This is a genomic window from Alteromonas sp. ABM1_013, assembly GCF_056160505.1.
Window position 1 is genome coordinate 207,530 of sequence record NZ_JBSWXH010000003.1, and the last position, 26,457, is coordinate 233,986.

General features: G+C 40.7%; 22 protein-coding genes and 1 pseudogene. 15 read left to right on the top strand and 8 right to left on the bottom strand.

Annotated features, from left to right (window positions below; translation table 11 throughout):
* Positions 1-79 precede the first annotated feature (79 nt).
* Entirely contained in the window at positions 80-913 is an 834-nt protein-coding gene (locus ACXAGK_RS09335; RefSeq protein ID WP_474855873.1) for a MurR/RpiR family transcriptional regulator, read from the bottom strand.
* A 427-nt stretch (positions 914-1,340) separates the two neighbouring features.
* Between ACXAGK_RS09335 and ACXAGK_RS09340 the strand changes: the two genes are divergently transcribed.
* Complete coding sequence (locus ACXAGK_RS09340; RefSeq protein WP_474855875.1) at positions 1,341-1,967, top strand: CPBP family intramembrane glutamic endopeptidase; 627 nt, start codon at positions 1,341-1,343, stop codon at positions 1,965-1,967.
* A gap of 47 nt (positions 1,968-2,014) precedes the next feature.
* Positions 2,015-2,909 (top strand): annotated as a pseudogene (locus tag ACXAGK_RS09345) (mechanosensitive ion channel family protein); the annotation flags it as partial.
* Positions 2,910-3,458: 549 nt separating this feature from the next.
* Here ACXAGK_RS09345 and ACXAGK_RS09350 read toward each other — a convergent pair.
* The 3 genes from ACXAGK_RS09350 to ACXAGK_RS09360 form a co-directional block, all read right to left on the bottom strand.
* Positions 3,459-4,820: a DUF3080 family protein gene (locus ACXAGK_RS09350; protein ID WP_474855877.1), complete on the bottom strand. Its 1,362-nt coding sequence runs from the start codon at positions 4,818-4,820 to the stop codon at positions 3,459-3,461.
* Positions 4,817-5,578, bottom strand: a complete 762-nt coding sequence (locus tag ACXAGK_RS09355) for a pteridine reductase (protein ID WP_474855879.1) — start codon at positions 5,576-5,578, stop codon at positions 4,817-4,819. The genes ACXAGK_RS09350 and ACXAGK_RS09355 overlap by 4 nt, the downstream gene beginning before the upstream one ends.
* A gap of 62 nt (positions 5,579-5,640) precedes the next feature.
* Positions 5,641-6,525, bottom strand: coding sequence for a fructosamine kinase family protein (locus tag ACXAGK_RS09360; RefSeq protein WP_474855881.1), 885 nt, complete (start codon positions 6,523-6,525; stop codon positions 5,641-5,643).
* Between the two features lie 473 nt (positions 6,526-6,998).
* Here ACXAGK_RS09360 and thrS point away from each other — a divergent pair, with 473 nt between their 5' ends.
* From thrS to ACXAGK_RS09410, 10 genes are all read left to right on the top strand, one after another.
* Positions 6,999-8,915: a threonine--tRNA ligase gene (gene thrS / locus ACXAGK_RS09365; protein ID WP_474807456.1), complete on the top strand. Its 1,917-nt coding sequence runs from the start codon at positions 6,999-7,001 to the stop codon at positions 8,913-8,915.
* A 112-nt stretch (positions 8,916-9,027) separates the two neighbouring features.
* On the top strand, positions 9,028-9,567 hold the full coding sequence (gene infC / locus ACXAGK_RS09370; RefSeq protein WP_179985174.1) for a translation initiation factor IF-3: 540 nt from the start codon (positions 9,028-9,030) through the stop codon (positions 9,565-9,567).
* Positions 9,568-9,685: 118 nt separating this feature from the next.
* Positions 9,686-9,883, top strand: a complete 198-nt coding sequence (rpmI, locus tag ACXAGK_RS09375; protein WP_012518091.1) for a 50S ribosomal protein L35 — start codon at positions 9,686-9,688, stop codon at positions 9,881-9,883.
* A gap of 18 nt (positions 9,884-9,901) precedes the next feature.
* A complete protein-coding gene (gene rplT, locus ACXAGK_RS09380; RefSeq protein WP_012518092.1) occupies positions 9,902-10,258 on the top strand; it encodes a 50S ribosomal protein L20 in 357 nt (118 codons plus the stop codon).
* Positions 10,259-10,591: 333 nt separating this feature from the next.
* Complete coding sequence (locus tag ACXAGK_RS09385; protein ID WP_474855883.1) at positions 10,592-12,046, top strand: undecaprenyl-phosphate glucose phosphotransferase; 1,455 nt, start codon at positions 10,592-10,594, stop codon at positions 12,044-12,046.
* A 190-nt stretch (positions 12,047-12,236) separates the two neighbouring features.
* Complete coding sequence (locus tag ACXAGK_RS09390) at positions 12,237-13,445, top strand: outer membrane beta-barrel protein (protein WP_474855885.1); 1,209 nt, start codon at positions 12,237-12,239, stop codon at positions 13,443-13,445.
* A 5-nt stretch (positions 13,446-13,450) separates the two neighbouring features.
* Complete coding sequence (locus tag ACXAGK_RS09395; protein WP_474856394.1) at positions 13,451-13,987, top strand: polysaccharide biosynthesis/export family protein; 537 nt, start codon at positions 13,451-13,453, stop codon at positions 13,985-13,987.
* Between the two features lie 16 nt (positions 13,988-14,003).
* Entirely contained in the window at positions 14,004-16,220 is a 2,217-nt protein-coding gene (locus tag ACXAGK_RS09400; protein ID WP_474855887.1) for a GumC family protein, read from the top strand.
* Between the two features lie 11 nt (positions 16,221-16,231).
* The gene (locus ACXAGK_RS09405; RefSeq protein WP_474855889.1) at positions 16,232-16,957 is read left to right on the top strand and encodes a tyrosine-protein phosphatase; all 726 of its coding nucleotides are present in this window, start codon (positions 16,232-16,234) and stop codon (positions 16,955-16,957) included.
* Positions 16,958-16,959: 2 nt separating this feature from the next.
* Positions 16,960-17,640, top strand: a complete 681-nt coding sequence (locus ACXAGK_RS09410; protein WP_474855891.1) for a VpsP family polysaccharide biosynthesis protein — start codon at positions 16,960-16,962, stop codon at positions 17,638-17,640.
* Between the two features lie 7 nt (positions 17,641-17,647).
* On the opposite strand, the gene ACXAGK_RS09415 is transcribed toward ACXAGK_RS09410, so the two are convergent.
* From ACXAGK_RS09415 to ACXAGK_RS09430, 4 genes are all read right to left on the bottom strand, one after another.
* The gene (locus tag ACXAGK_RS09415) at positions 17,648-18,724 is read right to left on the bottom strand and encodes an O-antigen ligase family protein (RefSeq protein WP_474855892.1); all 1,077 of its coding nucleotides are present in this window, start codon (positions 18,722-18,724) and stop codon (positions 17,648-17,650) included.
* A 333-nt stretch (positions 18,725-19,057) separates the two neighbouring features.
* Positions 19,058-19,624 carry a hypothetical protein gene (locus ACXAGK_RS09420; protein WP_474855894.1) on the bottom strand — a complete coding sequence of 189 codons (567 nt, stop codon included), beginning with the start codon at positions 19,622-19,624 and terminating at the stop codon, positions 19,058-19,060.
* A gap of 136 nt (positions 19,625-19,760) precedes the next feature.
* Positions 19,761-21,698: a bifunctional diguanylate cyclase/phosphodiesterase gene (locus ACXAGK_RS09425; protein ID WP_474855896.1), complete on the bottom strand. Its 1,938-nt coding sequence runs from the start codon at positions 21,696-21,698 to the stop codon at positions 19,761-19,763.
* Positions 21,699-21,700: 2 nt separating this feature from the next.
* On the bottom strand, positions 21,701-22,441 hold the full coding sequence (locus ACXAGK_RS09430) for a transglutaminase-like cysteine peptidase (protein WP_474855898.1): 741 nt from the start codon (positions 22,439-22,441) through the stop codon (positions 21,701-21,703).
* Positions 22,442-22,741: 300 nt separating this feature from the next.
* Between ACXAGK_RS09430 and ACXAGK_RS09435 the strand changes: the two genes are divergently transcribed.
* Genes ACXAGK_RS09435 through ACXAGK_RS09445 form a run of 3 tightly spaced genes read left to right on the top strand, consistent with a single transcriptional unit; the run spans position 22,742 to position 25,996 of the window.
* Positions 22,742-23,809, top strand: a complete 1,068-nt coding sequence (locus ACXAGK_RS09435) for a glycosyltransferase (RefSeq protein WP_474855900.1) — start codon at positions 22,742-22,744, stop codon at positions 23,807-23,809.
* Positions 23,802-24,770, top strand: a complete 969-nt coding sequence (locus ACXAGK_RS09440; RefSeq protein ID WP_474855902.1) for a glycosyltransferase family 2 protein — start codon at positions 23,802-23,804, stop codon at positions 24,768-24,770. The genes ACXAGK_RS09435 and ACXAGK_RS09440 overlap by 8 nt, the downstream gene beginning before the upstream one ends.
* A complete protein-coding gene (locus ACXAGK_RS09445) occupies positions 24,767-25,996 on the top strand; it encodes a hypothetical protein (RefSeq protein ID WP_474855903.1) in 1,230 nt (409 codons plus the stop codon). The genes ACXAGK_RS09440 and ACXAGK_RS09445 overlap by 4 nt, the downstream gene beginning before the upstream one ends.
* Positions 25,997-26,457 lie beyond the last annotated feature (461 nt).

Below are 26,457 nucleotides of genomic sequence, written 5' to 3' on the forward strand. Positions count from 1 at the left end.
CCATTTTCGCTTGCGAAATCGTAATTGTGTGCTACGACCGCTTTTACAGTATTGCTTAAAATGTGTGCTATGGGAAGAGTTAACGTTTAGGGCTTTCTAATTCATCCATTTGAATGTAGATATCTGTAATAGCATCAACACGGTCTGCGGCCTTGCTGCCTAAGGCATCATAGGTAAGGTTACATAGGGATGCGACTAAGCTCATTGGCGCGGCGTAGCTATCGAAAGGAGAGTCGCTGCCAATGTGGGTTACAAGCAGGTGGTCTACATCATTGCGATAACCTTGGCCTGTAGGGTCGGTGATTAGTACAGTTTTGCAGTGTTTAATACTGTTTAGCACAAACTTAAACTGGCGGGACCTGCGGCGAAAGCCGAAAAGCACCACAAGGTCGTTCTCAGTGAGATCAATTAGATCTTCACTAAGGGTCTGGCCTGGTTGGGGCAGTACGCGAACCGACGCCCTAATTTGTTTAAGCTGCTGCCTAAAATGAAGAGCAATAGGGTAAGCGTTGCGAAACCCAATTAACGTGACCTGACCTGCTGAGGCAAGCAATGTCGCTATATCTCTTAATGCCTCAGACGATGTACCTTCGAACGTATTAGCTAAATTTTTACTATCACTTTCATGCTGTAAAACGCTGCTTGAGGGGTTTACTACAGGCACGCCTTGCTCTCGCAGTTGCACTAATGCGTCTTTGGCTTGCTGGTGCGACTCGAAGCCCAGCTGGCGAAAGAAACGACTTACGGTAGCTTTCGAAGTTCCTGTTTTTTCTGCAATAAATGAGGTGGACTGGCTTAGTACGGCGATTGGATTTTGCTGAATATAATGCGCGATAGATTTGCCCGAAGGCGACAACGCGGCATAGTGTTTTTCAATCTGTTGTAAAACGTCGCTAGGGCTATTTTTTGTCATTGGTATCGCCTTATACTTCTTGTGCAATTATTTCACGACTTTTGTTCGATATACAAACACAACGTGAAATCTACCAAGCAATTCCACTGAAAATTACCAGGAGTTACGAAGAACGGAGCGATAAGAACGGATAAATACATTATTGAATGCCGCTTTTCACACTTTATTTATCGAAACCAAATTTAAAAACTTTAAAGCCAATAATGGCTTATCTAAGCAAAGCGCTGTATTGGGCTAAAGTTGCAGCTAATTAGTTCTTCAAGCCATACATTTTGGCACTACACTTTCATACATACTAACGGTAAAAATTCACGAAAGTGTCATCAGTTGGTAATTATTTTGTTGGCTTAGCTGTTTTCTCAGGTACACCAGGTTCATTGGAAAGGCCTACAGCAAGTTCAGCGTAATCTAAAGAAAGAGGTGGGTTGTGGCAAAGCTGTGGTCTGAATTGATCTTGCTATTTGTAGCAGTTCCTTTTGCCGTTCTTTATTGGATTAAGCATTTTGCAGATTATCTCATGCCTATTTTAGGGGGAATGGGGCTTTGCTGTTTGGCTGTCTTGTTAGCAGATAAACAATTTAAACGTTTTAAATTGTGGCATTGGGAAGATTATCGAATACATTTTAAAAGTACGCTCAGGCTATTTTTGCCGTGGGCGAGCTTATTGGCGCTGGTAGTTTATTTTTTAAAACCAGAGCTGTTTTTACACTGGCCTATGAATCAACCGTGGATGTGGGTAGCGACTTTGCTGATTTACCCCATAGTGTCGGTTATCCCGCAAGAGATTATTTTTCGTACCTATTTCTTTCACCGCTACAAGCGTATTTTGCCTTCCAAATACGCAAGGTGGGCGCTAAGTACTTTTCTATTCGGGCTAGCCCATTTGGTATATGGAAACTGGATTGCAGTAGTAGTTTCTTGGATTGGCGGTGCTATTTTTGGCTACAGGTATATGCAAACAAACTCAACGCCCGTTGTGGTTATTGAACATGCCATCTGGGGAAGCTTCTTGTTCACCATTGGGTTGGGATCTTATTTAGTTATTGCTTCGTAACAACTTTTGTAAATAACAATCACACATGAACACCAAGGAGTCGGGTTATGTTCAGTGCTTTGCAAACTCTGGTTCAACAAGATAATGAGACAGGCGCGATAGGCAGTTTATCCAGCGCTCAGTCGTTGCTCTCGCAGCTGTGGGATAGCTTTATTTATCGTTTGCCAGGTATGGCGCTAGGCATAGTTATTATGGTGGCGTTCATCTTATTGGCGCCACATGTTGCAAAGGTTTTAGTTAAGCCGCTAACCCGAACTACCACATCTCCGCTTTTGCGCTCGGTAATTCAGCGAAGCGTTAGCCTACTTTTAATACTACTGGGTATTTATCTTTTTCTGTTCTTAGCTGGGCTTACCGGGTTTGCCATTGCGGTAGTAAGCGGTACCGGTGTCGTTGGGCTTATTCTTGGTTTCGCATTTCGCGATATCGCAGAGAACTTTATTTCAAGCCTTTTGCTTACCATTCAACGCCCATTCCGAATAGGCGATATCGTACAAATTAATGACTTCACCGGTATTATTCAGAAAGTGACGGCACGTGCAACAACGCTGGTGGATTTTGACGGTAACCATATACAAATACCCAACGCGACTATTTACAAAGGCGTGATTAAGAACTTAACCGCTAACCCACTTATGCGAGGGCACTTTGTTATTGGGGTAGGTTACGACGCTGACATACAAGATGCACAGCGAATTGCCCGAGAAGTTACCGCAGAGCAAGGCAATGTTCTAAGCGACCCTGAACCGCAAATTCTTATTGATGAGTTAGGCGCTTCTACCTACAACGTAAAGGTTTACTTTTGGGTGGATGTAGAGAAAACCAGCGTGTTGAAAATGTCATCTGTGCTAATGCGTAATATTACGCAAGCGTTCTTAGACGCAAATATTAGTATGCCTGATGATGCTCGAGAGCGAATATTCCCACAAGGTATGCACCTTAGTGTTGAGAGAAGCAAACCGGTAGGCTCGCAACGTCACGAAGAAAACTCAGAATACTGCCTAGAGCAAAGCCCAGAACTAAAACCAAAGCTAAGCCCAGAACCAAAGCCTGAACCAAGCACAGAAGGCAGGGAAAGCGTGTCTACAGGCTTTTCTGGTGGAAAAGAATCGGCCCAAGAAGATGCGGTTGAGCATGCAAGTGATAGAGCTAAAAGCAGTAAAAGCGCTGACAACTTGAAGAACCAGAGTCGAAATACAAGCCAGAGCAAGAACCCGTTAGGTCACAGCGCCGCTGGCGATTATACCGTTGAGCCTAACGGTAGTACCGAGCAAAGTAACGAACACAAACAAAAAAATAGTCATACTGATGACCACTCAAGAAATGAGTACAAAGAAAATGGCCCACAGCATACATCAGCTCAAGATGACGTATCATCAGAAGCGCACGAAATAAGAGAGCAGGCTCGCAAGTCGAGAGACCCAGAAGCTGGGGAAAACATTTTGTAGCAATGCAATTATGTTGGTTTAAGGGACAAGTGGATACTGCCCGTTAAACCGGTGGTACGGGCGAAAGGTTACACCTGCCAAGAAACCCTTGCCATAGGTTAACATGGGCTTTCATAGCGCGACTGTACTCATCAAAACCGTCTTGAGATTGCTGTTTGATATAGAGTTTGAACTCTTCATGCAACGAAGGCTGTTTAAGCCAGTCTTCCCACAAGGGAGCTAGCTTGTAATGGTATTGGTTTACCAAGCTTCCTACAGGCTGTATTTCTTCAATAAAAAATAAGTAAAACACGTTGCGCAGTATCTTGGCTTTATCACTAGCGCGTCCATCCGGGCAACTTACGGCATCCAGCTCAGTGGTTAGCAAGTCAGTGAGTAATGAAAGGTTTTGCGTTAACGTTTGCTGTGTATGCCACAGCGTAGCGGGTAAACGAGCTGAACGTATAATTTGCAGCTGTTGTTCTAACTCGCTGCTGTCGATAGGGCTTTCGTCGCTGTTTATTGAGTTCTCATTAATAACCTTGTCACTGGCGATACCCGTATCAGCTTCAGAAGTATTGCCAACGATGTTCTTTTCAGCTGTTAACGTTTCAGCGCTTTGCTTTGTTACCGTTTCGCCATAAGTAAATGACATATTATTTAAGCTGCTTAAGTAAAACAGCGCATTTACGCTTGAAAGGGCGTCTTTATTATTTTCAACGGAAAACAGACGTTCAGGGGTGTTTAGCGCCAACCTTAATTCTTGGCTTCCCTGAATCAGGTTCGCCCACGTTTTACTGTAATCTTGTGACTTTTGTTCACGCCACGAAGCAATAGTTTCGGCCAGTGCCTGATTGTGTTTAGCCACGTTTTTATTTACGCTTTCATTTGGGCTTTTACTTGCACTGCCACCTACCGATAGCGCTGCTTCACAGCTTTTCAATACGCTAAGCAGCTTGCTTTCATAAGCTAGTCTTTGGGACGGCAACTGGCTTTTTCCTAACGATGTATTGCGCTCGGCAACTACTGTACCTAACTCACAATCTTGCAACGCATAAAACTCGCGCAAGTTAATGCTAACACCCTCTATAGTGTGTTTTAGCGTGGCTGAGTCGGCAAGTTTAGGAAGTGGGGTAGTGATCTTGTCGTTGAATGTATCGGGTAAGGAAGTGTCTAGTACTCTAGAAAGTCGTTCTGCATAATCTTCAATACTCTGCTTTACCGTATCGCCTCCAAAGCATCCGAACAAGGTTGCTAAACCAGCACCGACTATGCTGATGCGGCAGAGTTTTATAAATCTACTGTGAGCGTATACATTTGTGTCACGGACGCCGCAAGAGCTTTTATTTTTATAGCCACGGGCGCTGTTATTCTTGTCGCTGCAGGCGCTTTTTAATTGAAAAGGCAGGTTGCGTAAAGCCTTCATGCTGATGCACCAGTATGAAGGCCGCGACCACCGTCTACATAGATAATTTGCCCGGTAATATAGGGCGCCGAAACTAAAAACGACAGTGTATTAGCAATGTCTTCTGGTGTACCTAGTTCGCCCAATGGAATGCTTGAAAGCAGTTTGTCTTTTTCTGCATCATCCATTTCCCGCTCTGGCCATAAAATAGCGCCAGGGGCGATACCATTTACTCGCACGTTAGGGGCTAAATCTATAGCTAACGATTGGGTAAGCGAAGCAAGCCCCGACTTAGCAATCAAATAAACGCTATGGCTAGGCAGGGGGCGGTCGATATGCATATCGACCATGTTGATAATGCAGCCTTTGTTAGCTTTTAAAGCGGGAGCTAGCGCTTGTGATAAAAACAGGGGGCCTTTTACGTTGCTTCCTACCAGAGAATCCCAATCATCTTCTGAAATATCACCCACGGGCGTTGGGTAAAAGCTTGAAGCATTGTTTACTAACACATCTAGCTGACCCCATACATCTAGCGCCTTTTGGCCTAGTGCGTTTACCTCGTCTGAATCACAGAGATTAGCTTGTAGGCAGGTCGCAGAATCCGCTCGCTGACTATTTAGTTTCTCAGCCAGTGCAAAAGCATCGTCTTCAGAATGTCCATAATGAATAATAATACGATAGCCTTCACTGTGTAGCTTACACGCCATGGCGGCGCCTATTCGTTTAGCTGCCCCAGTAATCATTGCTACAGGAAATGCAACAGGGCCTGAATTTGTCATAATAAAAGCTACTCTCTATTTTAAATCGTTTGGCGGTTGTAAGGCTTATGTACTGCGCTTTTTTAATGCCTATAGATGTCTTCTAATATTTGTTCGGCCTGCGCAATATAATGTGCGCCGAATAATAACCCGTGATTTAAAATATGGTAAAGCTGGTAAATTGGTTTTCTTAACGCGTAATTTTTTTCAATTGGCGTGTGCTGGTGGTAGCCATCAAAGAAGGTGTCAGGGAAACCACCAAACAGTTCAGCCATAGCAAGGTCAGTTTCACCGTCGCCAACATACACGGCAGGGTCGAACAAAACAGGCCCCTTTTTGTTGAAGCCTGCGTTACCCGCCCATAAATCGCCGTGAAGCAGCGAAGGGTGGGGTTGATGTAAGCTTAAAAGGTGTCTTACTTTCGTAACGATTTTATCAATATCGCCGTTTTGTTTTGTCCATAAGCCATTCAATGCCAAGCGTTCTAACATACTGCCTATGCGTTTTTCGGCAAAAAAGTCGGCCCACGATGCCATGCGCCCGTTGGTTTGCACGCTGGCCCCAATATAGTTGTCGTGGGGCCAACCATAGCTGGTGTAAGCGTTAACGCTATGTAGCGCAGCAAGCTGCTGCCCTAGCGTAAAATAATCGCTTACGGCAGGCTCAACAAATCGAATGTGTGAAAGTACTAAATATTCCATATTGGGCGATTCGTTAGCCGTAATACCATGGCAAATAACTTGGGGCGTAGAAATGGTTTGTGTGTTGGCAATAGCAGTGAGCCCTTCCGCTTCATGGGAAAGTTGCTGGGTGTCGTCGTAGCGCCTGGTTTTTACAAAATACCTGTGAGTCTCATCTTTTATGATGTAGCTTTCGTGAGTGTCGCCACCGCTTACGCGCTCAGCCTTCTGGCAGCTAAAAAATTGCTGGGTTTCATCTGAAATATGCTCGCTTATAAAATGCCACATATTACATACTCTGCTTGGTTTAATGCTTAAGCCCAAAAAGGCGGAAAGGGTGATGTGCAACAATTGGTCTAATGCAAATTAAAGCTTATGCAAGGGGCTTGCTTATTCACCGTTATCGCCTTCAACTAAAGTATGGGTTAAAAATGGTGAAATGCATAAATTACGACATCAAATCTAACTAAAAACCTATTCAACATATACAAAGGCGCACTAATTAGTGAATTAAGGCTTTTCAATATTGAAGTTGACCATACACTGGTTATAATCCACCACTTGCTTTAACACGGCTTAATTTATAAAAGCTTATTAAACAAGTGCAGCGTGTGTGTCCTATTGTTACGCCAACGTAGATTGCCAAAGCAGACCGCTAACTTGTATTAGCTAAGCAAGTTTCGAGTGCTAAGAAGCACGATTAATTTATTAAATAAATGCATGTGGCGCAGAGTAGGCGTCACCACTGTAAAGGAATTAAAATGCCTGTAATTACCCTTCCTGATGGAAGCCAACGCGCTTTCGATAACGCTGTTTCTGTACTAGACGTTGCAAACGACATTGGCCCTGGTTTAGCCAAAGCAACCATTGCAGGGAAAGTAAACGGTGAGTTAGTTGACGCCGTTGATATGATTGACGCGGACGCACAACTTCAAATTATTACTGCAAAAGACGATGAAGGATTAGAGATTCTTCGTCACAGTTGCGCGCACTTGTTAGGTCACGCTATTAAACAACTTTGGCCTAACACCAAAATGGCTATCGGCCCAGTTATCGACAACGGTTTTTATTACGATGTTGATATGGAAGAAAGCCTAACCCAGGAAGACTTAGCCAAACTAGAAAAGCGTATGCTTGAACTGGCTAAAACCAATTACAACGTGGTTAAAAACAAAGTGAGCTGGCAAGAAGCACGCGATGCATTTGAAGCACGCGGCGAAAGCTACAAAATGGAAATTCTTGATGAGAATATCAGCAAGGACGACCGCCCAGCACTTTATCACCACGAAGAATACACAGATATGTGTCGTGGTCCTCACGTTCCAAACATGAAGTTCTGTCACCACTTCAAACTAATGAAAGTGGCAGGCGCTTACTGGCGTGGCGACAGCGACAACAAAATGCTTCAGCGTATTTACGGTACTGCATGGGCTGACAAGAAGCAGCTTAAGTCATACCTACAGCGCCTAGAAGAAGCGGAAAAGCGCGACCACCGTAAAATTGGTAAAGCACTTAACTTATTCCATTGGCAAGAAGAAGCGCCAGGTATGGTGTTCTGGCACAACGATGGTTGGTCAATTTATACCGAACTAGAAAGCTTCGTACGTAAGAAGCTTCGCGAATACGGCTACGATGAAGTAAAAGGCCCATTGATGATGGACCGTACGCTTTGGGAAAAATCAGGTCACTGGGACAAGTACGCTGAAAACATGTTCACCACAGAATCTGAAAAGCGTGAATATGCGGTTAAGCCGATGAACTGCCCAGGCCACGTACAAATTTTCAACCAAGGCTTGAAATCGTACCGCGACCTTCCGCTAAAAATGGCGGAATTTGGCTGCTGTCACCGTAATGAACCATCAGGTGCGCTACACGGTCTAATGCGTGTTCGTGGCTTTACGCAAGACGATGCTCATATTTTTTGTACAGAAGAACAGATCCTACAAGAGGTAAGTGACTGTATTAAGATGGTGTATGAGACATACGCAGCGTTTGGTTTTGAAGATATCAAAGTTAAGCTGTCTACTCGCCCTGAAAAGCGTGTAGGTGCTGACGAGATTTGGGATAAATCTGAAGCTGCGCTTGCGGAAGCACTTAAAGCCAACGATATCGAATTCGATTATCAGCCAGGCGAAGGTGCGTTCTACGGGCCGAAAATTGAGTTTACGCTGCACGACTGTTTAGACCGTGCATGGCAGTGCGGAACCGTACAGCTAGATTTTTCAATGCCAGGCCGTTTAGGCTCTACTTATGTTGCTGAAGATGGCGAGCGCAAGGTACCGGTAATGATTCACCGCGCTATTTTGGGTTCACTAGAACGCTTCATTGGTATTTTGACCGAAGAATTTGCAGGTTTCTTCCCACTTTGGTTAGCACCTCAGCAGGTTGTAGTAATGAACATTACTGACAAACAAGCTGATTACGCATCAAATTGTGTAAAAAAACTGCAAGATTTAGGGTTTAGAGCAAAGTCTGACTTGCGTAATGAGAAGATCGGCTTTAAAATCCGCGAGCATACACTTAAGCGTATTCCATATATGCTAGTTGTGGGTGATAAAGAAATGGAAGCGGGCGAAGTAGCAGTGCGCTCTCGTCGCGGCGACGACCTAGGCAAAATGCGCCTGGAAGACTTTATTGCCATGGCTCAACAAGAAGTTGTAGAAAAGACAATTAAATAGTTGAGCAATTTGTGTATAATGCACAGGTAAGGTGTCTGCTTTTGGTTTTACTTTAGGTCAATCGACCATCCCAAAAGCAGACAAAAGAATTAAATGTTTGGAGGAATAGCACATTAAAGGCGCTAACAACAAGGCTCAGGGCGACAAAGCCCGCATTAACGATGAGATTAAAGCCAGAGAAGTAAGATTAATTGGCAAAGACGGTGAACAGGTTGGTGTGGTTTCGCTAGCAGATGCTACGCGTGCCGCTGAAGAAGCGAGCCTAGATCTAGTAGAAATCAGTCCAAATGCCGAGCCGCCAGTCTGTAAAGTTATGGACTATGGCAAATTCCTCTTCGAAAAAAGTAAAGCTCAGAAAGAGCAGAAGAAAAAACAGAAGCAAATTCAGGTCAAGGAGATTAAATTTCGCCCTGGCACTGATGAAGGCGATTACCAGGTAAAACTGCGCAACCTGCGTCGCTTTCTTGAAGGTGGTGATAAAGCCAAAGTTACGATCCGCTTCCGCGGTCGTGAAATGGCGCACCAAGACATCGGTATCGATCTACTAAATCGCGTTAAAGGTGATTTGGAAGATATCGCTACCTGCGAGTCTTTCCCACGTCGTGTGGAAGGCCGTCAGATGATCATGGTGCTAGCCCCAAATAAGAAGTAGTAACGGTCTAAAGTTTTAAGGAATCTGCACCCTTAAACACCTTGCTGCTAAACATTAGCCGGTATGAAGTGACTGCAACACGAAAAATACCGATATTAAACAATGCGGAGTTTTAGCAATGCCTAAAATGAAAACTGTAAGCGGTGCCGCCAAGCGTTTCAAGAAAACGGGTTCTGGCCGCTTTAAAAGCAAACAGTCTCACTTACGTCACATTCTGACTAAGAAGAGCTCTAAGCGTAAACGTCACCTTCGTGGCAAAAAACTGGTTCATGATTCTGATACCAAATTGGTTCAGCGCATGTTGCCTTACGTATAAGACTTAGGAGACTGATTAATGGCTAGAGTAAAACGCGGCACTATCGCACGTGCTCGTCACAAAAAAGTCCTCAAGCAGGCAAAAGGTTATTACGGCGCACGTTCACGTGTATATCGCGTAGCGGTACAAGCTGTAACTAAAGCTGGTCAATATGCTTACCGTGACCGTCGTCAGCGCAAGCGTCAATTCCGTCAACTATGGATTGCACGTATTAATGCTGCTGCTCGTCAAAATGGTATGTCATACAGCCGTTTCATTAACGGTTTGAAGAAAGCGTCTGTTGAAATCGATCGTAAGATCCTTGCCGACATCGCAGTACATGACAAAGCAGCTTTCAGCGCACTAGTCGAAGCGGCTAAAGGCGCATTAGCTTAATTATTAACTAATTAAGTTTAAGTTCTTTCGGAAAAAGGCGAGCAGGATGCTCGCCTTTTTTTCGTTTCTGGGGATCTAGAGTGGATTACCTAAAGCGAAAGTTTACAACGGGCTTTATAAGAAAGTCTTTTGTAATAAAATTACAACAAAGGTATACTAAGATTCAGTAGCGATATCGGACGTTAAATAGTTATGTGCGAATATAGTTGATAAACGTATTTGGCTTATACCTTGCTTGAATAATATTGTAACTCTTGCTACGAAACATTCTAACCAATATCAACAGTTCTTAATGTTAGCTGTCTTCCGTTTAATTCCTTAGAGATACTCAAAATGGACAATCAAGTAGAATCTAATAAAGTACTAAAATCTCATCCAGTTGATTCAAATACTAGTGGTGGATTAGTAGTACGAAACAGAAGTGGTTTCTCAACACTTTACAGGTTAATCGATTTATCGCTTGTTACATTATTTTATTACGCATGTGCTGCTTATTTCGGTTCAGTTATTGATGCTACAAGCCTCATACTTTTACTTGTAAACGTAATAAGTTTTCAAATATCCGCTGAAGGTGTTGAACTGTATCGCTCTTGGCGAGGTCACAGAACGCCAGAAATGCTCAGAGCTGCCGCTATCACTTGGGTGTTGAGTATTTTAGGTACGCTCACGATAGGGTATTTTTTCGTTCAAAATATTAACACGCCACCTGCTGTGATACTTGCTTGGTTTGCGACATCATTTGTGGGCCTTATTGTTTGGCGTTTCGTAATGCGTAAGTTCTTGTTCCGGATTCGAAAGAGTGGCTTGAACTCTCGCCGCTCTATAGTAATTGGAGCGACTCAGTTGGGCGCGAATGTAGCTCTTCAGATTCAAGAAAATGAACATCTTGGTATCCGCTTCAACGGAATGTTCGATGACAGAGACACCGAACGTCTGCCCCATGAGCTGCAAAATACTGTTCTAGGTAATATCGAACAGGCCATTGAAATGGCCAAAAGAAATGAGGTTGATTATATATATATTGCACTTCCAATGAGCGCTGAGAACAGGATTCGCTCTATTTTGGAGCAATGTAGTGATACCACTGCGAACGTATACGTTGTTCCAAATTTCTTTATGTATAATTTGTTAAATGCCCGCTGGCAAACAGTCGGAAACGTGCAGGCTCTGAGCGTTTACGATACGCCCTTTCAAGGGGCTAGTGATGTCCTAAAGCGTTTTGAAGATATCGTTTTAAGCTGTTTAATCTTACTTTTGATTTCCATTCCAATGCTTTGTATAGCAGCTGCGGTTAAGCTTACATCCAAGGGGCCAGTAATATTTAAACAAAAGCGATACGGTTTAGATGGTAAACAAATTACTGTTTATAAATTTCGAAGTATGACCACTCAAGACAATGGTGCAGTTGTAAAGCAGGCAACTAAAAATGATGCAAGGTTAACTAAGATAGGCGGTTTTCTTCGACGTACTTCACTAGACGAATTGCCCCAGTTTATCAATGTTTTGCAAGGTAGGATGTCTATTGTCGGTCCTCGTCCCCACGCGGTCGCACACAACGAGCAATATAGAAAAATAATCACAGGGTATATGCTACGGCATAAAGTTAAACCTGGTATTACCGGCTGGGCACAAGTGAATGGTTTACGTGGGGAGACTGAAACCGTTAATAAAATGGTTCAACGTGTCGAATATGATCTTGATTATATTCATAGATGGTCAGTATGGTTCGATATCAAGATCGTTTTTATGACAGTATTCAATGGTTTTATAAACAAAAATGCTTATTAATAGCTGTTTTTAGTTCCTTTAAAGAGCAACCTGTCAATAAAAACTATAAAGCAAGTGTGAAATTTCCAATTGCTAAGTTGAAGAGATATTAAAATTTGTCAAATGACAAAATAAATCTGTGATAGTGAGTCTGTTGAAGCAAATACTAACTTATGACTCTACCACCTGTAACAGAATTCTAGGAGTAAGCATGATTAAAAGGATTAGCATTTCGAGTGCTTTGATAACAAGTTTGGCTGTATCTACTGCAGGCGCTCAGGAAGCAGGGCGGATTCAAGCGGGAAAATTCGATATAATCCCAACGTTAGATAGCTCTTTAAGCTATATCACTAATTTAACCCGTACGACGGATAACGAACAAGAAATTAATAGCTGGAAAGCAAGGTTGTCTCCTAGCTTGTTGTTTAGCACTCAAGTTAGTAATAATCCAGTTAATTTTGGTTACAGAATAGAACGTGGTGAGTACTTTACAAGTACAGATGACGATTATACAGATCACTTTTTTACTTCGAGTGGTGACTTCGAGTTAAATAGCCGCCATAGCGTGAAGTTCGACGCAATTTATGAAGATGGACATGAAGAGAGAGGAACGGGGCTATCAATTGGAACAGGTGAAAACTTAACATCTCCTGATACATTTAAAAGAACAAACACCGGCATTGATTATACGTATGGAAGTATCACATCTCCTGGTCAGCTAGTATTTTCCGTAGCAAGAAGTACGCTAGACTACGATAGAGATGAAGAAGTTTATTTAATTCGTGACCGCTTCACTAATTCATTCAGTTCAGAGTTTAGTTATAGTATTTCTTCTCTGACATACTTAGTATTCGACGTGACAAGATCATTTGTTCGCTACGACTACAAGCCATTAGATGAAAGCATTAGAGACAGCGATGTAACCCGAATTTTAGTCGGTTTTACTTGGGAAAGTACTGCGGCTACTACAGGTTTTGCCAAAGTGGGTTACCAAGAAAAAGAGTTTGTTGCAGAGGATAGAGAAAACTTCTACGGGACCGACTGGGAAGTTGGCGTGGACTGGCAACCGATTGAGTACTCAAATTTTAGGCTTTCAACTAGTGCTGATACGAGAGAAACGAATGGTGAAGGTAATCTAATCAGAAGTCGTGATTATGCTTTATCGTGGAACCATGCTTGGTACAATTACTTTTCAACAAATGTAGGTGTAACATATATTGATAACACTTATACATTAAGTGATGAGACAATAGCAGAACGCCAAGACGACTTCTCCATATATAGTTTATCAGCAATCTATCAAGCTAGAAGGTGGTTAAAAGTATCGTTGTTTTATGAGTATTCAGAGCTATCGAGTAATCGCGACACTTTGGGTTACAATAGGGATAATGTAGGTATTTCGTTTGAGGTTACATTGTGAGATTAATCATTAAGGCTATAACTTTGGGATTACTAATTTTGGCTTCTTGTGACTGCTTTTCACAGGAAGGCAATTTGAATATGAGTCAATACCAACTTGGGTCTGGTGATAAGATTAGTATTACGGTGTTCGGCCAAGAAGAGTTATCCATGGAACTTACATTGCCTGACGTTGGGACTATTAATTACCCGTTTCTGGGAGAAATAAAAATAGTAGGTAAAACAACGGCGCAAGTTGAAGCAATGATTTATGATGGACTTAAAGGCGATTATTTGGTGGAACCTTCCGTCTCAGTAACGTTTCTTGAATACCGGCCATTTTTTATTGATGGGGAGGTAAAGCGTCCGGGAGGTTACCCGTATCAACCTGGGTTATCTATTAATAAAGCTGTTGCTCTGGCGGGTGGATATACGGACAGAGCTTCAAAAAGGGCAGTTTTAGTGGTGAGGGAGTTTGATGGCGAACCTGAGGAGTTGAGTTTAAAAGTCTCTGATATGATTCAGCCAGGTGACATTATTACTATTGAGCAGAGATTTTTCTAAATTTAAGAGAACGGTAATGGCAGTAAACAGTATGGAAGAACAAAGGCAACAATTTACGGATTCGGATACAATAGACGTTGCACATTACTTCGCTATAGTTAAAAAACACACCCTAAGAATTATTTTTCTGGCGATTGCCTTCAGTGTTTTAGTAGCTCTGTTCGTTTTCAAAATGACACCTATTTATACCTCCTCTGCGACAATATTAGTAGATGCAGAAAACACTAATGTTGTATCTATTGAAGAGGTTTATGGCTTTGATAGTAATCGAAAAGATTACATGCAAACGCAATTTGAAATATTGCGCTCTCGACAAATAGCAGAAAGAACGGTTCTCAAATTAGGTTTGCACAAGAATGTGAATTTTATGCCTAGTGAGGAAGATAAAGGGTTTAGTGAAATTCTAAAAGGTTTTTTCAGAGAACATTTACCATTTTTACCAAAAAAAACACAAAAGCAAAGAACTGATGAAGAGCAAGAAGCAATAGATATAAGAATTGCTACTAGCAAGCTAATGAGTTCAGTGAATCTATCCCTTATTAGCAAAACGCAGGTAATGAGGGTTACGGCGTCTTCAGATATACCCTATCTCTCAGCTCAAATAGCTAATGCTCTCGCTGATGAATATATCGATAACTATTTACTTGCAAAAGTCGAAATGACTTCAAAGGCTACTACGTTCCTAACTGACAGTTTAGATGGGCTGAGAAAGAAATTAATTTTGTCAGAGCGCCGCCTTTCAGATTTTTATGAAGAAAACCAAGTAGTGAATTTGGATGGTGTAGTTGGATTGGCATCTGACGAGTTGGAAGGGTTAAGCCAACAGCTGTTAGAGGCTCAGAGTGCCTTAAAGCTTAACGAAACGATTTATAATCAAGCTAAGTCCAGTGATTCTTTTGATAGCATTGCTAGCCTGCCTGAAGTATTGAATCATCCAACCATTCAGGGTGTTAGGCGTGATGAAGCAAAGGCAATGACTCGCGTATCCGAACTTAGTAAAGTGTATGGGCCTAAACACCCTCAGATGATTGCGGCTAACGCAGAACTGACATCCATTAGAGAAACACTTGCCATACAAACGAGGGATTTAGTTTCTAGTATAAGTAAGCAATATCTGCTATCTAAAGAACGAGCAGAGTCATTGGAAAAGCAGGTTGAAGCAGCAAAAGCAAACTTTAGAAAGTTGTCCGCGCTAGAAAGTCAGCGCTTAGCTTTACAGCGCGAGGTTGATATAAATCAGCAGCTATATGATTCTTTTTTTACTCGTCTAAAGGAGACTGATGAGTTGGGAGGTTTCGAGACTGCTAATGCACGGATTCTAGATAAGGCAATAACCCCTAGTGTGCCCACCAAACCCCACAAGAAACTGCTTATAGCAGTGGCATTTGTATTTAGTATTGGATTTGGAGTTTTTGTTGCCATTGTAATGGAAACGCTAAATAGTGGCATTAATTCAGTAGGTGATGTTGAAAAAAAATTAGGTCAACGAATGTTAGGGTTAATTCCTTGGCTACCACATAAGAAAAAGACGAGGTTACCTTTACGTACTTATTTCGACAATGACAAACATCAATTTTCGGAAGCTTTAAGAACACTCAGAACAAGCTTATCGCTACTTAATATAGAGAAAGATACTCAAGCTGTGGTAGTGACTTCAAGTGTTCCTAAAGAGGGCAAAACAACCGTATCCATTAACCTTGCATTTGCCTTTGGACAATTGAAGAAAACGGTTTTAATTGATGCTGATCTAAGACGTCCTAGCGTTGGTAAATATTTTAATATCCCTACGTATCAGCCGGGCGTTGCAAACCTTATTATGGGGACGCATTCACTAGAAGAGTGTTTGGTGCATGACGACGAATCAGGCGTAGACATTCTAACGGCGGGTACTGTACCCTCAAACCCGCAGGAACTTTTGGCCAGCGAAGAGTTCACTAAGCTTTTACAAAATTTAAAGAATATTTATGAATTCGTGACAATTGATACCGCTCCTACTCAAGCCGTAAGCGATTCCATTATCGTAGCGGAGCGAGCAGATTCAATAGTGTATGTTGTAAAAGCGAATGCAACTAGTGATAAACTCATAAATAATGGTCTATCTAGATTACTACAAGTTGGACACCGAGTTGACGGTGTCGTCCTAAATCAAGTGGATTTAAGAAAGTCAGATGTTTCTGAAAAGTATGCTGGTTTTTACGATCAATATGGATATACAAGCGAAAGTGTGCAGTAGGTTTCAAAGCATTGATTGATATTCACAGCCATATATTACCAGGAATAGATGACGGTTCGCGCTCTATGTCTATGTCTTTGGAAATGGCACACCAAGCTGTATCCAATGAGATATCTCATATGGTGTGTACCCCTCATATTCACTCGGGATATTTCGATAATACTATCGAAACCATAACGCCGATCTTTGAGGAGTTTAAGGCAGAGCTTCTTAAGGAAGAAATACCGTTATCTATCTCTCTTGGCGCCGAGATACGCGTATCAGAACAAATCCCTCAATGGTTGGCAGCCAATAAATTACCGTTCATCGGCCAATATAATGCAAAGAAAGTCATCTTATTAGAAATGCCGCATAGCCATGTACCTGTAGGTATCGATGCTTTAGTTAGATGGCTGGACTCTCACGGTGTCTTGCCTCTAATAGCTCACCCGGAACGTAACCGCGAATTATTAGCAAATTCGAAAAAGTTTGAGATTTTGTCAACATTGCCCACTATCTTTCAGATCACAGCTGGTTCGCTAGTGGGGCGTTTTGGGAAAGCTGTTGAAGATTTCTCTCTGCAGCTGGTTGCTAATCAGAAAGTTCAAGTTGTAGCATCGGACACACACAACACCATGAAGCGGCCGAACGATATGAAAGATGCTTATAGAATCGTTGCAGAGAAAGATCCTTGCTACGCAGATAGGATTTTTAATATAACGCCAGGGATGATTGCTAAGCAAGTCTCACCACCATAATTATGAGAATAATTATAAGAGGCTTTGTTGTATTATTACTGCTGTATGCAATGAGTGAAAGCTTTACGTTTTTTAAAGCTCATATTCACTACTACAGTGTGAAGAACGAGTTGACGTTTCTTCGAGTTAATCCTGATGCGGTAACCTCCGAAATAATAGATGTAAATTTTGAACGTATAAACAAAGCGATAGAATTTGCTCCTTACAACCCTCTTTATTTAGAAGCAAGAGCACAGCTTTTTGAATGGAAAGCTTTATATGACGATAGAAACGCTGCTAGTTGGTTTATGTCTGCGAAAAAGGATTACCTTGAAAGCTTGCTCTATCGTCCACTCTGGGCACCAACTTGGATAAATTTAGCTGCAGTGAAATGGAAGCTTGGTGAGATAGATGAAGAGTTTGAGAACTATATTAATCTCGCTCTAGCGTCTGGACCTCAGCAAGCAGCCGTTCATAGTTTCATAGTTGAATTTGCTTTAGCCCAGTATAAAGCAAAGTCCCCGTATTACAGTTTAGTCTATAGAGACCTACGGAAGCATTTAAAACTCGGCCTTCAACATCCTCTTAGTGAGGCCAAGGTTAAAAGCGCAATAGAAAAATACAATGCTAGCCGCTTAGCGTGCCAAATCCTTTCAGACAGTTCTAAGCGCATTAGGTCTAAAGTCAAAGGTTGTATCAAATAATACAACCTTAGTAATTGAATTTTTTACTTTTTACACCTAATGATAGTAGTATCAAAAACGTAGCTGCATTAGCAGGGGCCTGAAGAGGAAAATCAACGCTAGAATGCATCAACATCCCTATAGTGCCCATAACGCAACAAAAAGCAGCTCCAAGATACGCAGGCCGTTCTCTTTTATGCAACGAAATTACAGCTGTAGTTGCGCAAATCAAGACAAATATAGAAATGAAGGTTGTGGCTAACCAGCCAAACTCAACTGAGAATTGTATATATTCATTGTGCGCATGGTCATAAAAATGTTGAATTTTTTCACTTTGAACCATGGGATATATTGTATAAAAGGTACCTCCACCGCTACCCAGTGTTTTAAACTTCGGTATGATTGAAGCAGTATCCTCTAAGACTTCATCGCGTGTTTCTTTTTGGAGACTTGTTTGTTCTATTCTTTCAGTTACCTCTGATAACCCGAAAACACTACTCACTAAAATTATATCTACGGCAATTAGGCTTATAAATAGATATATATAGGATTTGCTTTTTCTTTTAAATAACATCAACCCCAAAAACAAGGTTATTGTCATAGAAACAAAAAATGCTGTATTTCCCATTCTAGAACGCGACATTATTAGCGCTATCACCATTATCACTATACCTATTCGCACAAGCGCTTTTTTACTTAACAAGAAATTGGTCCAGTACTTTAGTAATTCACGCTTAGAGGTAGACTCTGTTTTTGCAAAGCTACTACTCGCAATTAAATAGCCAAGAGCGGCGCTTAGTGTAAGCATTAAATAGTTAGCAAAATGATTTTTATAGACAAAACTTCCAGTTGCAATATGGGTTATTTTGTACTCAAAAATCAAACTCTTTTCAGAATTGAGCAATACCTCAAAAGCACCATATGACGCTTGTAATACTCCTGAAAGACTCAAAGTAAGTAAAACCAGCTTTATACGTTTTGCAGACTTTAATAGACATAGGCTAGTGAGAAATAAACAAAAATAGGCGATGGACTTTATGATGATGATTTTACTTTGAAAAGCGTCATAACTAAGAGGAAGGCTCTTGGTAGGATAGTCGTCCAAGCCAAATAATCTTTCTGGCCTAATTGTTCGAATCAATTCACTTGGAAATGGTACGACTAACAGAATTTGGAAAATAATAAAAAGAAGAAAGAGTGTAAGAGCGAAAGAATGCCGCTCTATCTGTTTAAAAAACAGTTTAGGTCTGTAAAGGATTATCAATAATAACATCGAGAATGAAGCTATTTCGACTATAACCCATGCCCATGGCCTATTTGAGCCTAATGGAATTGGCAGCCAAACTATCAGCGAAATAAAAAGGCCGAAAACTATCGTTTCGACCTTTTGGTGTAAAGCTCTTCTCAATGTATTAATGACCAAAAATTTTCAGTCTACTCAGTTTGCTGATATGGTTACGCCGCCGCCAGCGGGCGCTGTATCATCAGTTGGGGTCGGTAGCAACGGAGCATCGCTAGCACCAGCCGCAGTTGCTGTAAGGGTGGTTGGATCAATCCCAGCATTAATTGCTGCTAAAAGCGCATCATCCTCGTTTATAACACCCATTTGCAACGCGATACCGTAAATTTCGTCTGCACTTTCCGGAAAAAATATCATGGCAATGGTAACTACTTGCGTTGGTGCTTCTGACATCGAATCTAAGCCCGCGACAGTTATTTCAAAGCCCGATGTGTTATCATTCAATAATGCAACCATATTCTGGTATGGTTCACGGTTCTGCTGTAAATATGCTAAACCTGCTGGGCCGAAGTACAACTCATCTTCAAGCACAGTTTCGCTGACTTCCCTAGAGGCAGTGCTTATACCTTTCCCTGCTTCAACCTCGGTTAGAAGTAAACTTCTTACTTTTATACCAGGGGCAACTGTATCTCCCTGCGCTAAGGTAGCGGGCGATAACAGTAATAAAATGCTTACTAATATTGATAAAAAAATACTGTTTCGCATAATAAGTCCTCAAACATAATTTTATACTTATCTCAATTCTACAACATTTGTTCACACTCCGCTTCTAATTTCTTACTGCGGAAATTACAACTTATAAACAAAAAAGGTCATAGAGAAGCACATTGAGGATTTCAACTCAAATCTGCCACATTGTGGGCTTTGCAAAGTAATACCCTTGTTGAAATCCAACGTTGGCGTTGTACAGCGCAACCGACTCTGCCTCACTTTCAACTAATTCTGCTATGACGGCTATGTCCAAGCTGCGAGCCACACTTAAGAGACTGTTTACAAACAAAAGGTTGTCTTTATCTAAGTGAATGTCTTTTGTCAGTTTGCCAGATATTTTTACAAAATGTGGATGTATAGCGCGTAATCCACTTAGCGAGGCAAGGTTGTCACCGAAGTGCTCGACGGTAACTCGACATCCTTTCTCAATAAGTGCTTTTGCTAACGATATCGACTGGTCTCTGTTGTGAATTAGCGCAGAGTCTTCAATTTCAAATACTAGCTGTTCGCATAGTGCAGAGTGCTTGCTAATAGTGTCTAATAGCCATTTTGTGAACACTGAGTTTGCGATAGACGCATTAGCAATGTTTATAGCAATATTTTGTGAAGTATTCGACAACTTCTTTAGCACTAAGCTTACGACAAGTTTATCCACTTCTGGTATCAAATTCAGTCTTTCTGATGCAGGAATAAGTTGCGACATAGGAATAATACTTCCAGTTTCTTCATCTTTAAAGCGAGCAAATGCCTCATAATACGAAGGACTATTTTTCTCCATATCCATCACAGGCTGGATAAGAATATCTGCATATTGGCGCATTAGTACGCTATTTAAGCGCTCCCGCCATGCGGTATTGCTGTATATGAAAGTTAGTTCAGAAGCGAATTGCCAGCCTCGCTTATGCTTAGTTGCAGCTATTAATGCACTGTCGGCATTTTCCATGATCTCAGAAAACGACTGATCATCGCTAAATTTAGCTATACCCATCCAAACCGGTTTAGAGCGATCTTTCAACGGGGTCGTGCTACTCAGCTTTTCACTTAACCTTTGTAGGCGTTGTTCGCATTCACTTTTAGATATAGCCTCTGTGATTAACACAAAGTCCGCCCCTGACACACGGAACAAAAAGTATTGTTCTGGAAACTCAAAGGTAGCCTGCTTTAATTTCTCCGCGACGTTTACCACATATTCATCACCTTTATGTGCTCCTATGCTGGTATTTATCATACTAAGATGAGCTAGTCGCACTAAAATGATATAACCCTCGTTGCGGTTAACCGTGCCACTTAATAATGCGTTCATGTGCCTTGTAAAAGCATTTCTGTTAGATAAACCAGTAAGGTCGTCTTCATAGGCTTGTGCTTTAAAGTGTTCAACTTTTTGTGTAAGTTCTTTAAACATGGCTTCTACGGATAACGAGAGTTTGTTGACCGCACCGGTAATAAATGCAAGCTCTTTAGTGAAAGGTCTATAGGATATTTGAGAGAACTTTTGCTCTTGAATGTCTGATATTTTTCTAACAACGACGCTTAAAGGTTTTGTAATTGCGTTAATGATAAGCAAAAGCACAATGAAGGCAAAAAAGAAAGCTACAAAAAACATTATTGCACTATGTTTCACGCTTACCCATAAGGTTTCATTCGCAAGGCCGGGGTGGCTCTGTACAGTCAGTTCGCCTGCTAATGTCCAGCCGTCGTTGAGTTCAGTCTTTTCTCTAGGCGGTGATACGTTCACAATAGATGTAAACCAATCAGGTACGCTATCAACTTTGTTTGGGTTTCTGCGTTCAATCAACATATTACCTTCCATGTCAGTAACAGTTATATATTGGTAAAAACCTCTGTCAAATATAGCATTAACCATAGTTTCAGCGGTAGCCAAACCGTTAGGCTCTGATAAATAAGGAGTAATTGAAAGCCCTAGTGATGTGGCAGTATCTTGCGCATGAGTCGCTAGCTGTTGGTTGACGTACTCTCTAGTAAGCTTTACATTGATGATAAAAGATCCGGAAAACACCAGAATTAAAAAAACAAGCAAGCTTGTATTTAACTGTGTAGATAGTTTCATTGTTATTGTTGGTCTCCGTTCATTACAGTATCAAGTCGTTCTACCATATCGTCCCACATTTTCATGGGGCCACTGCCTCTTAGTTTTTTTCCTGTCCCCATTGCTTTGGCTGCCCATAGCCCATTGCCGTTGAAACTATAAATCGGGGCTAAATCTCGACGTTTATTTGCGGGCAATATACGCCTATTAATATTGTCTAACACCAACGGGATTGACCTAGGAGTTTTATAATAGGCCAGTACCATATGCGGTTGTTCAAGTTCTAATGCGGTAACATACATCAGGCGTAGTTGTGATTCGGGAACCCCAAGTTCAATAAGCGAAAAGTACTTTGCGATGACATAATCTTCGCAATCACCAGCGCCTGTTGCAATGAACTCTATAGGGCTTGCCCAATAATCTTTTTTATTCCAGTGCACTGAATCATCTACAAAATCAAACTGATTAAAAAAGCGATTTACACTGTAAAGTTTTTCATCGATATCATAGTTCTGTAATCGAGAAAGCATAGAGTTCCACTCTGAAATAGTTTCTGCAGCTTCTTTTCCATAATGTAGAGAAATGCGACTGTAAACTTCGGACGTAAATCGCTCTGATAAAGATGCAACTGCGACAGGTAAAAAAAGTAACAAAGCTATAAGAATCGAAAGCAATTTCCGATACAATATCGTTGAGTTATTGAGAATGTTGTCAAAAGTATATAGATGAAAAACTGGGCGCTTCAAATCTTTAGTCTTCTTCATTACACAGTACGTTATAGAATGTATCACAAAAGTCGGCTGATAAGCGTTTTTAAAGGAAGGCTTTTAACTAAAGTTTTGTCAAATTCAAAGTGCTTTTTTATCGCAACCTAGTGGAAATCATTACGATGCTTGGTTCAATTTCTAAGGTAATTGAAGTATATATCAGATAAAAGCCTCAAAGCTTTATTCTATTTAGTACACATCTTGGCGCGATTCTTGTGTAGCTTATACATTGTCAATTAAACTCAATGAAAACATGTCGTGAAATTTGGGAACGCTTCATCTTAAGGAAATCTTTGCATGGCGCTAATAACAGTCAATCCAATGAAGTCTACAACGATAGGTGGGGTAGAAACTCTTATAAGAGATATTCAATCTAGCTATTGCGGTGATAAGGTATTCGAACTTTTTCAAAATATGCCAGAACAAGAAAGTTTTAGAGAAAATCCGGCAGTTCGTTATTTAAGTTACGGTAGTGCCGAGGGGCAGGGCGTCTTTAGAAAACTATTAACTAAGCTAAACCAATATAGAAATGTGAACACGTTAAGTGAATGTGACGAAAAAAATACAATAGTCTTGTTTCATCCCAATGATTTGCTTTATATGCCACATAGAGTTAGAAACTCTTGCAAAATTGTTTTAGTTCAAACTAATCGATTAGATATATTTTTCGCACGATTAGAAACGATAGTTATGAAGTTATTGTCGAGATATGTAGATGTTTTTACCGTTTACACCGAAATCGACAAAAAAGCTGTGGAGTCTAAATATAGCGATTGGTTTAAAGATGTGAGAGTGATTCCACGCGGCTGCAAATTATCGACAGCACTAACCCCCCAACAAGCACAGAAGAAGATAGTGACTCTAGCTCGGATTCACGAGCACCAGAAAAATTTTAAGGGTTTGATGGATGTTATGGATAAACTTCCAGATGACTATTTACTCTCAATTTACGGGAGCGGCCCGCCTGAAGAAGAAGCAAAACTAGACCGCCTCATTGCTAATCGTCCCAATGTTAAACGTTATGCCGCATGCTCAAACGTAGCGGAAGTTTTGCGCGAAAATGCTATTTTCGTAATGACTTCTCATTATGAGGGTTTTGGGCAGACTTTGATTGAAGCCAGGAGCCAAGGGTTGCCTCTTGTTGTTTATAATAACTTTGATGCACTCTCTTGGATTATAAAAAGTAACCAAAATGGTGCAATTATCGAACCTAATGATACTAGCGCATTTGCTAACGCTGTTAGAAAAATTGCTGAAGATGAGAAACTCTTTGAGCAAATGTCACTGAAAGCACTTACGTTTGCAAAAGAAACTGAAAAAGAAAAGATCAATAAGTTATGGGCTGACACGCTTGATTATGAATAAAGTAAAATACTCAATTATCGTCCCTGTTTACAATAATCAAGATGGACTTACCAAAATTGTCGAGTCTTTTTCATTAATGGGGTACTTAGGAAATCTAGTAGAGCTAATCATAGTTGATGATGGTTCAAAGAAACCAATGATTGTTGATAGGAAGCCGGGTGTTAAACTGATAAGACAGCCTAATAGTGGAGTGTCGGGAGCCAGAAACAATGGTATTAGAAACGCTAAAGGAGACTACGTTGCCTTTCTCGATTCGGATGATTTTTATCATAACGAGGTGGTAGAGATTTGGGAGTCATTGACAAAAGAAGAGTTTGTTGACGCTTTTATATTTCCTTACGTAATAAAAGACGAAATAGAAAATAAAGCTACTTTTCATCGGCATAAGTGTGTTGAGGCTAGCTATCCCGGGATAGAAGCTCTTAAATTGTATTACAATAAGAAAGTATTCACGCACATTTGTAGTATATTATGTAAGCGGATGTATCTACTTGAAAATGAACTGTTCTTCAACCAAAAATTGGCTTTGTCAGAAGATGTTCTTTTCACCGCAGAGGTTTTAAGAAAAGCGGAATATGTGAGAATTGATCATAGCCAGTATTACAATTACATCATTCAACTGGGCTCAGCAACTAATGTTGTAGCTACTGAAAAAGTTTTAAATCATTTTGAAGCGTTTGATATTATTAGTCACAGTGCTGTTCCACATGATGTGGTGCAGTTTAGAAATTACTTCGTAGCAACTATGTATCTAAATTACCTGATAAAGTTAATACGCAATAAATGTAGTAGCGAACTCGTTATCAGTGAGACTGTAAGCAAGAAGCACTTCTTGCAGAAAAGTTTTAGTAGTAGTTTGTCAGTTCGTTACCTAGTAACTTTGGCGTTTAAACTGGTGAGTTTTTTGCCATCTTCATTTCTTCGTTTTATGTTAAACAAACTGTGTAAAATTAAAAAATGAACATTAAACGAATTGTCTTTTATCTATTGTGCATATTAGTTCCGTTTGAGAATACAGCACTCGCATCATTAGGCGGTGTTTTCACCGCACCTTTAGGAATCGTCCTAGTACCCGTTATGCTACTTTTAATTGCTACCGACATTCGAAAGTTGCCTAAGTTAGACTTGAAAGTAATCAAATTCTTTTTTCTAGTTTTGGGTTTGTCTTTCGTAAGTCTAGTCTTTTTTTTAGAGTTTGATACTGTATTCCTCATTGATAGAGGCGCTAGGTTTATATTAATTGTGTTACCTACTTTCACAGTGTTCTTGTTCACCTTGAGGCAAAATGAAGCTACTTTAGAAAAGGGGGGGCTTTGGGTATTTTATATTGTGGCAACAATTTACATAGTAAACCTAGTAGTTCCAAGTATCGTAAATAATGCTTCGTTCTTGCAGCATCACGCTGCACTTTCACCTCATCGTATGCGTGGTTTTACGTTGGAAGCAAGTACTTTTGCTTTTCAGTTTGTCTTAGCTTGCTTGCTTTTTGCCCACATAAAAAAAATTAAACCTTTTATCTGCTTTTTGGCAATAGCTTTCCTCACTTTGCTCACCACATCAAAAGGTGGAGCGCTTAGCTTTATCTTATCGTTTTTTCTTGCTTACATTGTTTGTCTGTTCAAAGTTTCGACCAAGATAAAGTACGCTTGTTCTGCACTTTTACTGCCATTGGTATTTCTTGCATCGCAAGATTCCATTGCGGCGATGTTTTCAAGTGACATCGAAAAGTATACAAGTGTCGCAACTCGCTCCACTATTTTTCTTACGGCGCTGGTGTCGCTTTTCCACTACCCCATAGGGGCGGGTTTTTTTGGTTTTTTACCGAGTATTTATAATTGTGGCCCGATCGCTATGGACATTTTGGACTATCTTTTTCCAAACACCTTTAATTATAGTGAAGTAGTTAAATACTTCGTTGTAGGCCAGGTTAAGGGGGTGGGAACTAAAACATTTTTAATGGATTGGCTAATTTTCGGTGGAATGGTTTTCTTATTTTTCTATGTTAAAGTCGTGCGCTTCATAGTTAAAAAGCTCAACGAAAGAAAAGATTTCTACCTCTATGTTATGTTCCTTTTTTTACTAATTTCAACTTCATTTTATATACCAGCAGATGGCCACTATATAGCGCCATTAGTGCTTGCGTATTTGATTAAAAAGTTGAACCTTGTATCGAAGCGAACAGGTTGAGATTTTGACTTATGTGTACGTTTAACGAACATATAAATTATGTCACAAAGACCAAGTAAAATGCGCATTAGACCAAAATAGTTTATGAGCGCCGAAAGCCACTGGGCCGGATTGAGCACTTTTTAGCAAAGTTTGTTTACTATGCGCCAAGTTAAAAGGCAGCCCTGCACAACCTTGGTTCACTAAAGACGCTAAAACTATTTTTAAAAAAGCTCTTCTGTCGATATTTTTTATACTCATACTTGTTACATCCTTACAATCAACTCGAAAAAATATAGCTTAGTTCATCAATCAGTTTTATGAAATATGCAGCAACCAATTTCGATCGCTTTATGTGATTGTCAACCGTGCGTAAGAATAAGTTGCTAGTTTCATACGCTCGTGTAATGGCTCAGACAATACTGTTGGAAAGAGTTTAATAGTTGTTCAATTTAAATCTTAAAATCGTAAAGGAAATTTAT

Excerpts from the sequence above, each read along its gene's own strand:
- ACXAGK_RS09335 (WP_474855873.1), bottom strand. The coding sequence starts at position 913 with ATGACAAAAAATAGCCCTAGCGACGTTTTACAACAGATTGAAAAACAC.
- rplT (WP_012518092.1), top strand. The coding sequence starts at position 9,902 with ATGGCTAGAGTAAAACGCGGCACTATCGCACGTGCTCGTCACAAAAAA.
- ACXAGK_RS09385 (WP_474855883.1), top strand. The coding sequence starts at position 10,592 with ATGGACAATCAAGTAGAATCTAATAAAGTACTAAAATCTCATCCAGTT.
- ACXAGK_RS09350 (WP_474855877.1), bottom strand. The coding sequence starts at position 4,820 with ATGAAGGCTTTACGCAACCTGCCTTTTCAATTAAAAAGCGCCTGCAGC.
- ACXAGK_RS09400 (WP_474855887.1), top strand. The coding sequence starts at position 14,004 with ATGGCAGTAAACAGTATGGAAGAACAAAGGCAACAATTTACGGATTCG.
- rpmI (WP_012518091.1), top strand. The coding sequence starts at position 9,686 with ATGCCTAAAATGAAAACTGTAAGCGGTGCCGCCAAGCGTTTCAAGAAA.
- ACXAGK_RS09440 (WP_474855902.1), top strand. The coding sequence starts at position 23,802 with ATGAATAAAGTAAAATACTCAATTATCGTCCCTGTTTACAATAATCAA.
- ACXAGK_RS09410 (WP_474855891.1), top strand. The coding sequence starts at position 16,960 with ATGAGAATAATTATAAGAGGCTTTGTTGTATTATTACTGCTGTATGCA.
- thrS (WP_474807456.1), top strand. The coding sequence starts at position 6,999 with ATGCCTGTAATTACCCTTCCTGATGGAAGCCAACGCGCTTTCGATAAC.
- ACXAGK_RS09435 (WP_474855900.1), top strand. The coding sequence starts at position 22,742 with ATGGCGCTAATAACAGTCAATCCAATGAAGTCTACAACGATAGGTGGG.
- ACXAGK_RS09390 (WP_474855885.1), top strand. The coding sequence starts at position 12,237 with ATGATTAAAAGGATTAGCATTTCGAGTGCTTTGATAACAAGTTTGGCT.
- ACXAGK_RS09420 (WP_474855894.1), bottom strand. The coding sequence starts at position 19,624 with ATGCGAAACAGTATTTTTTTATCAATATTAGTAAGCATTTTATTACTG.
- ACXAGK_RS09355 (WP_474855879.1), bottom strand. The coding sequence starts at position 5,578 with ATGACAAATTCAGGCCCTGTTGCATTTCCTGTAGCAATGATTACTGGG.
- ACXAGK_RS09360 (WP_474855881.1), bottom strand. The coding sequence starts at position 6,525 with ATGTGGCATTTTATAAGCGAGCATATTTCAGATGAAACCCAGCAATTT.
- ACXAGK_RS09430 (WP_474855898.1), bottom strand. The coding sequence starts at position 22,441 with ATGAAGAAGACTAAAGATTTGAAGCGCCCAGTTTTTCATCTATATACT.
- ACXAGK_RS09425 (WP_474855896.1), bottom strand. The coding sequence starts at position 21,698 with ATGAAACTATCTACACAGTTAAATACAAGCTTGCTTGTTTTTTTAATT.
- ACXAGK_RS09445 (WP_474855903.1), top strand. The coding sequence starts at position 24,767 with ATGAACATTAAACGAATTGTCTTTTATCTATTGTGCATATTAGTTCCG.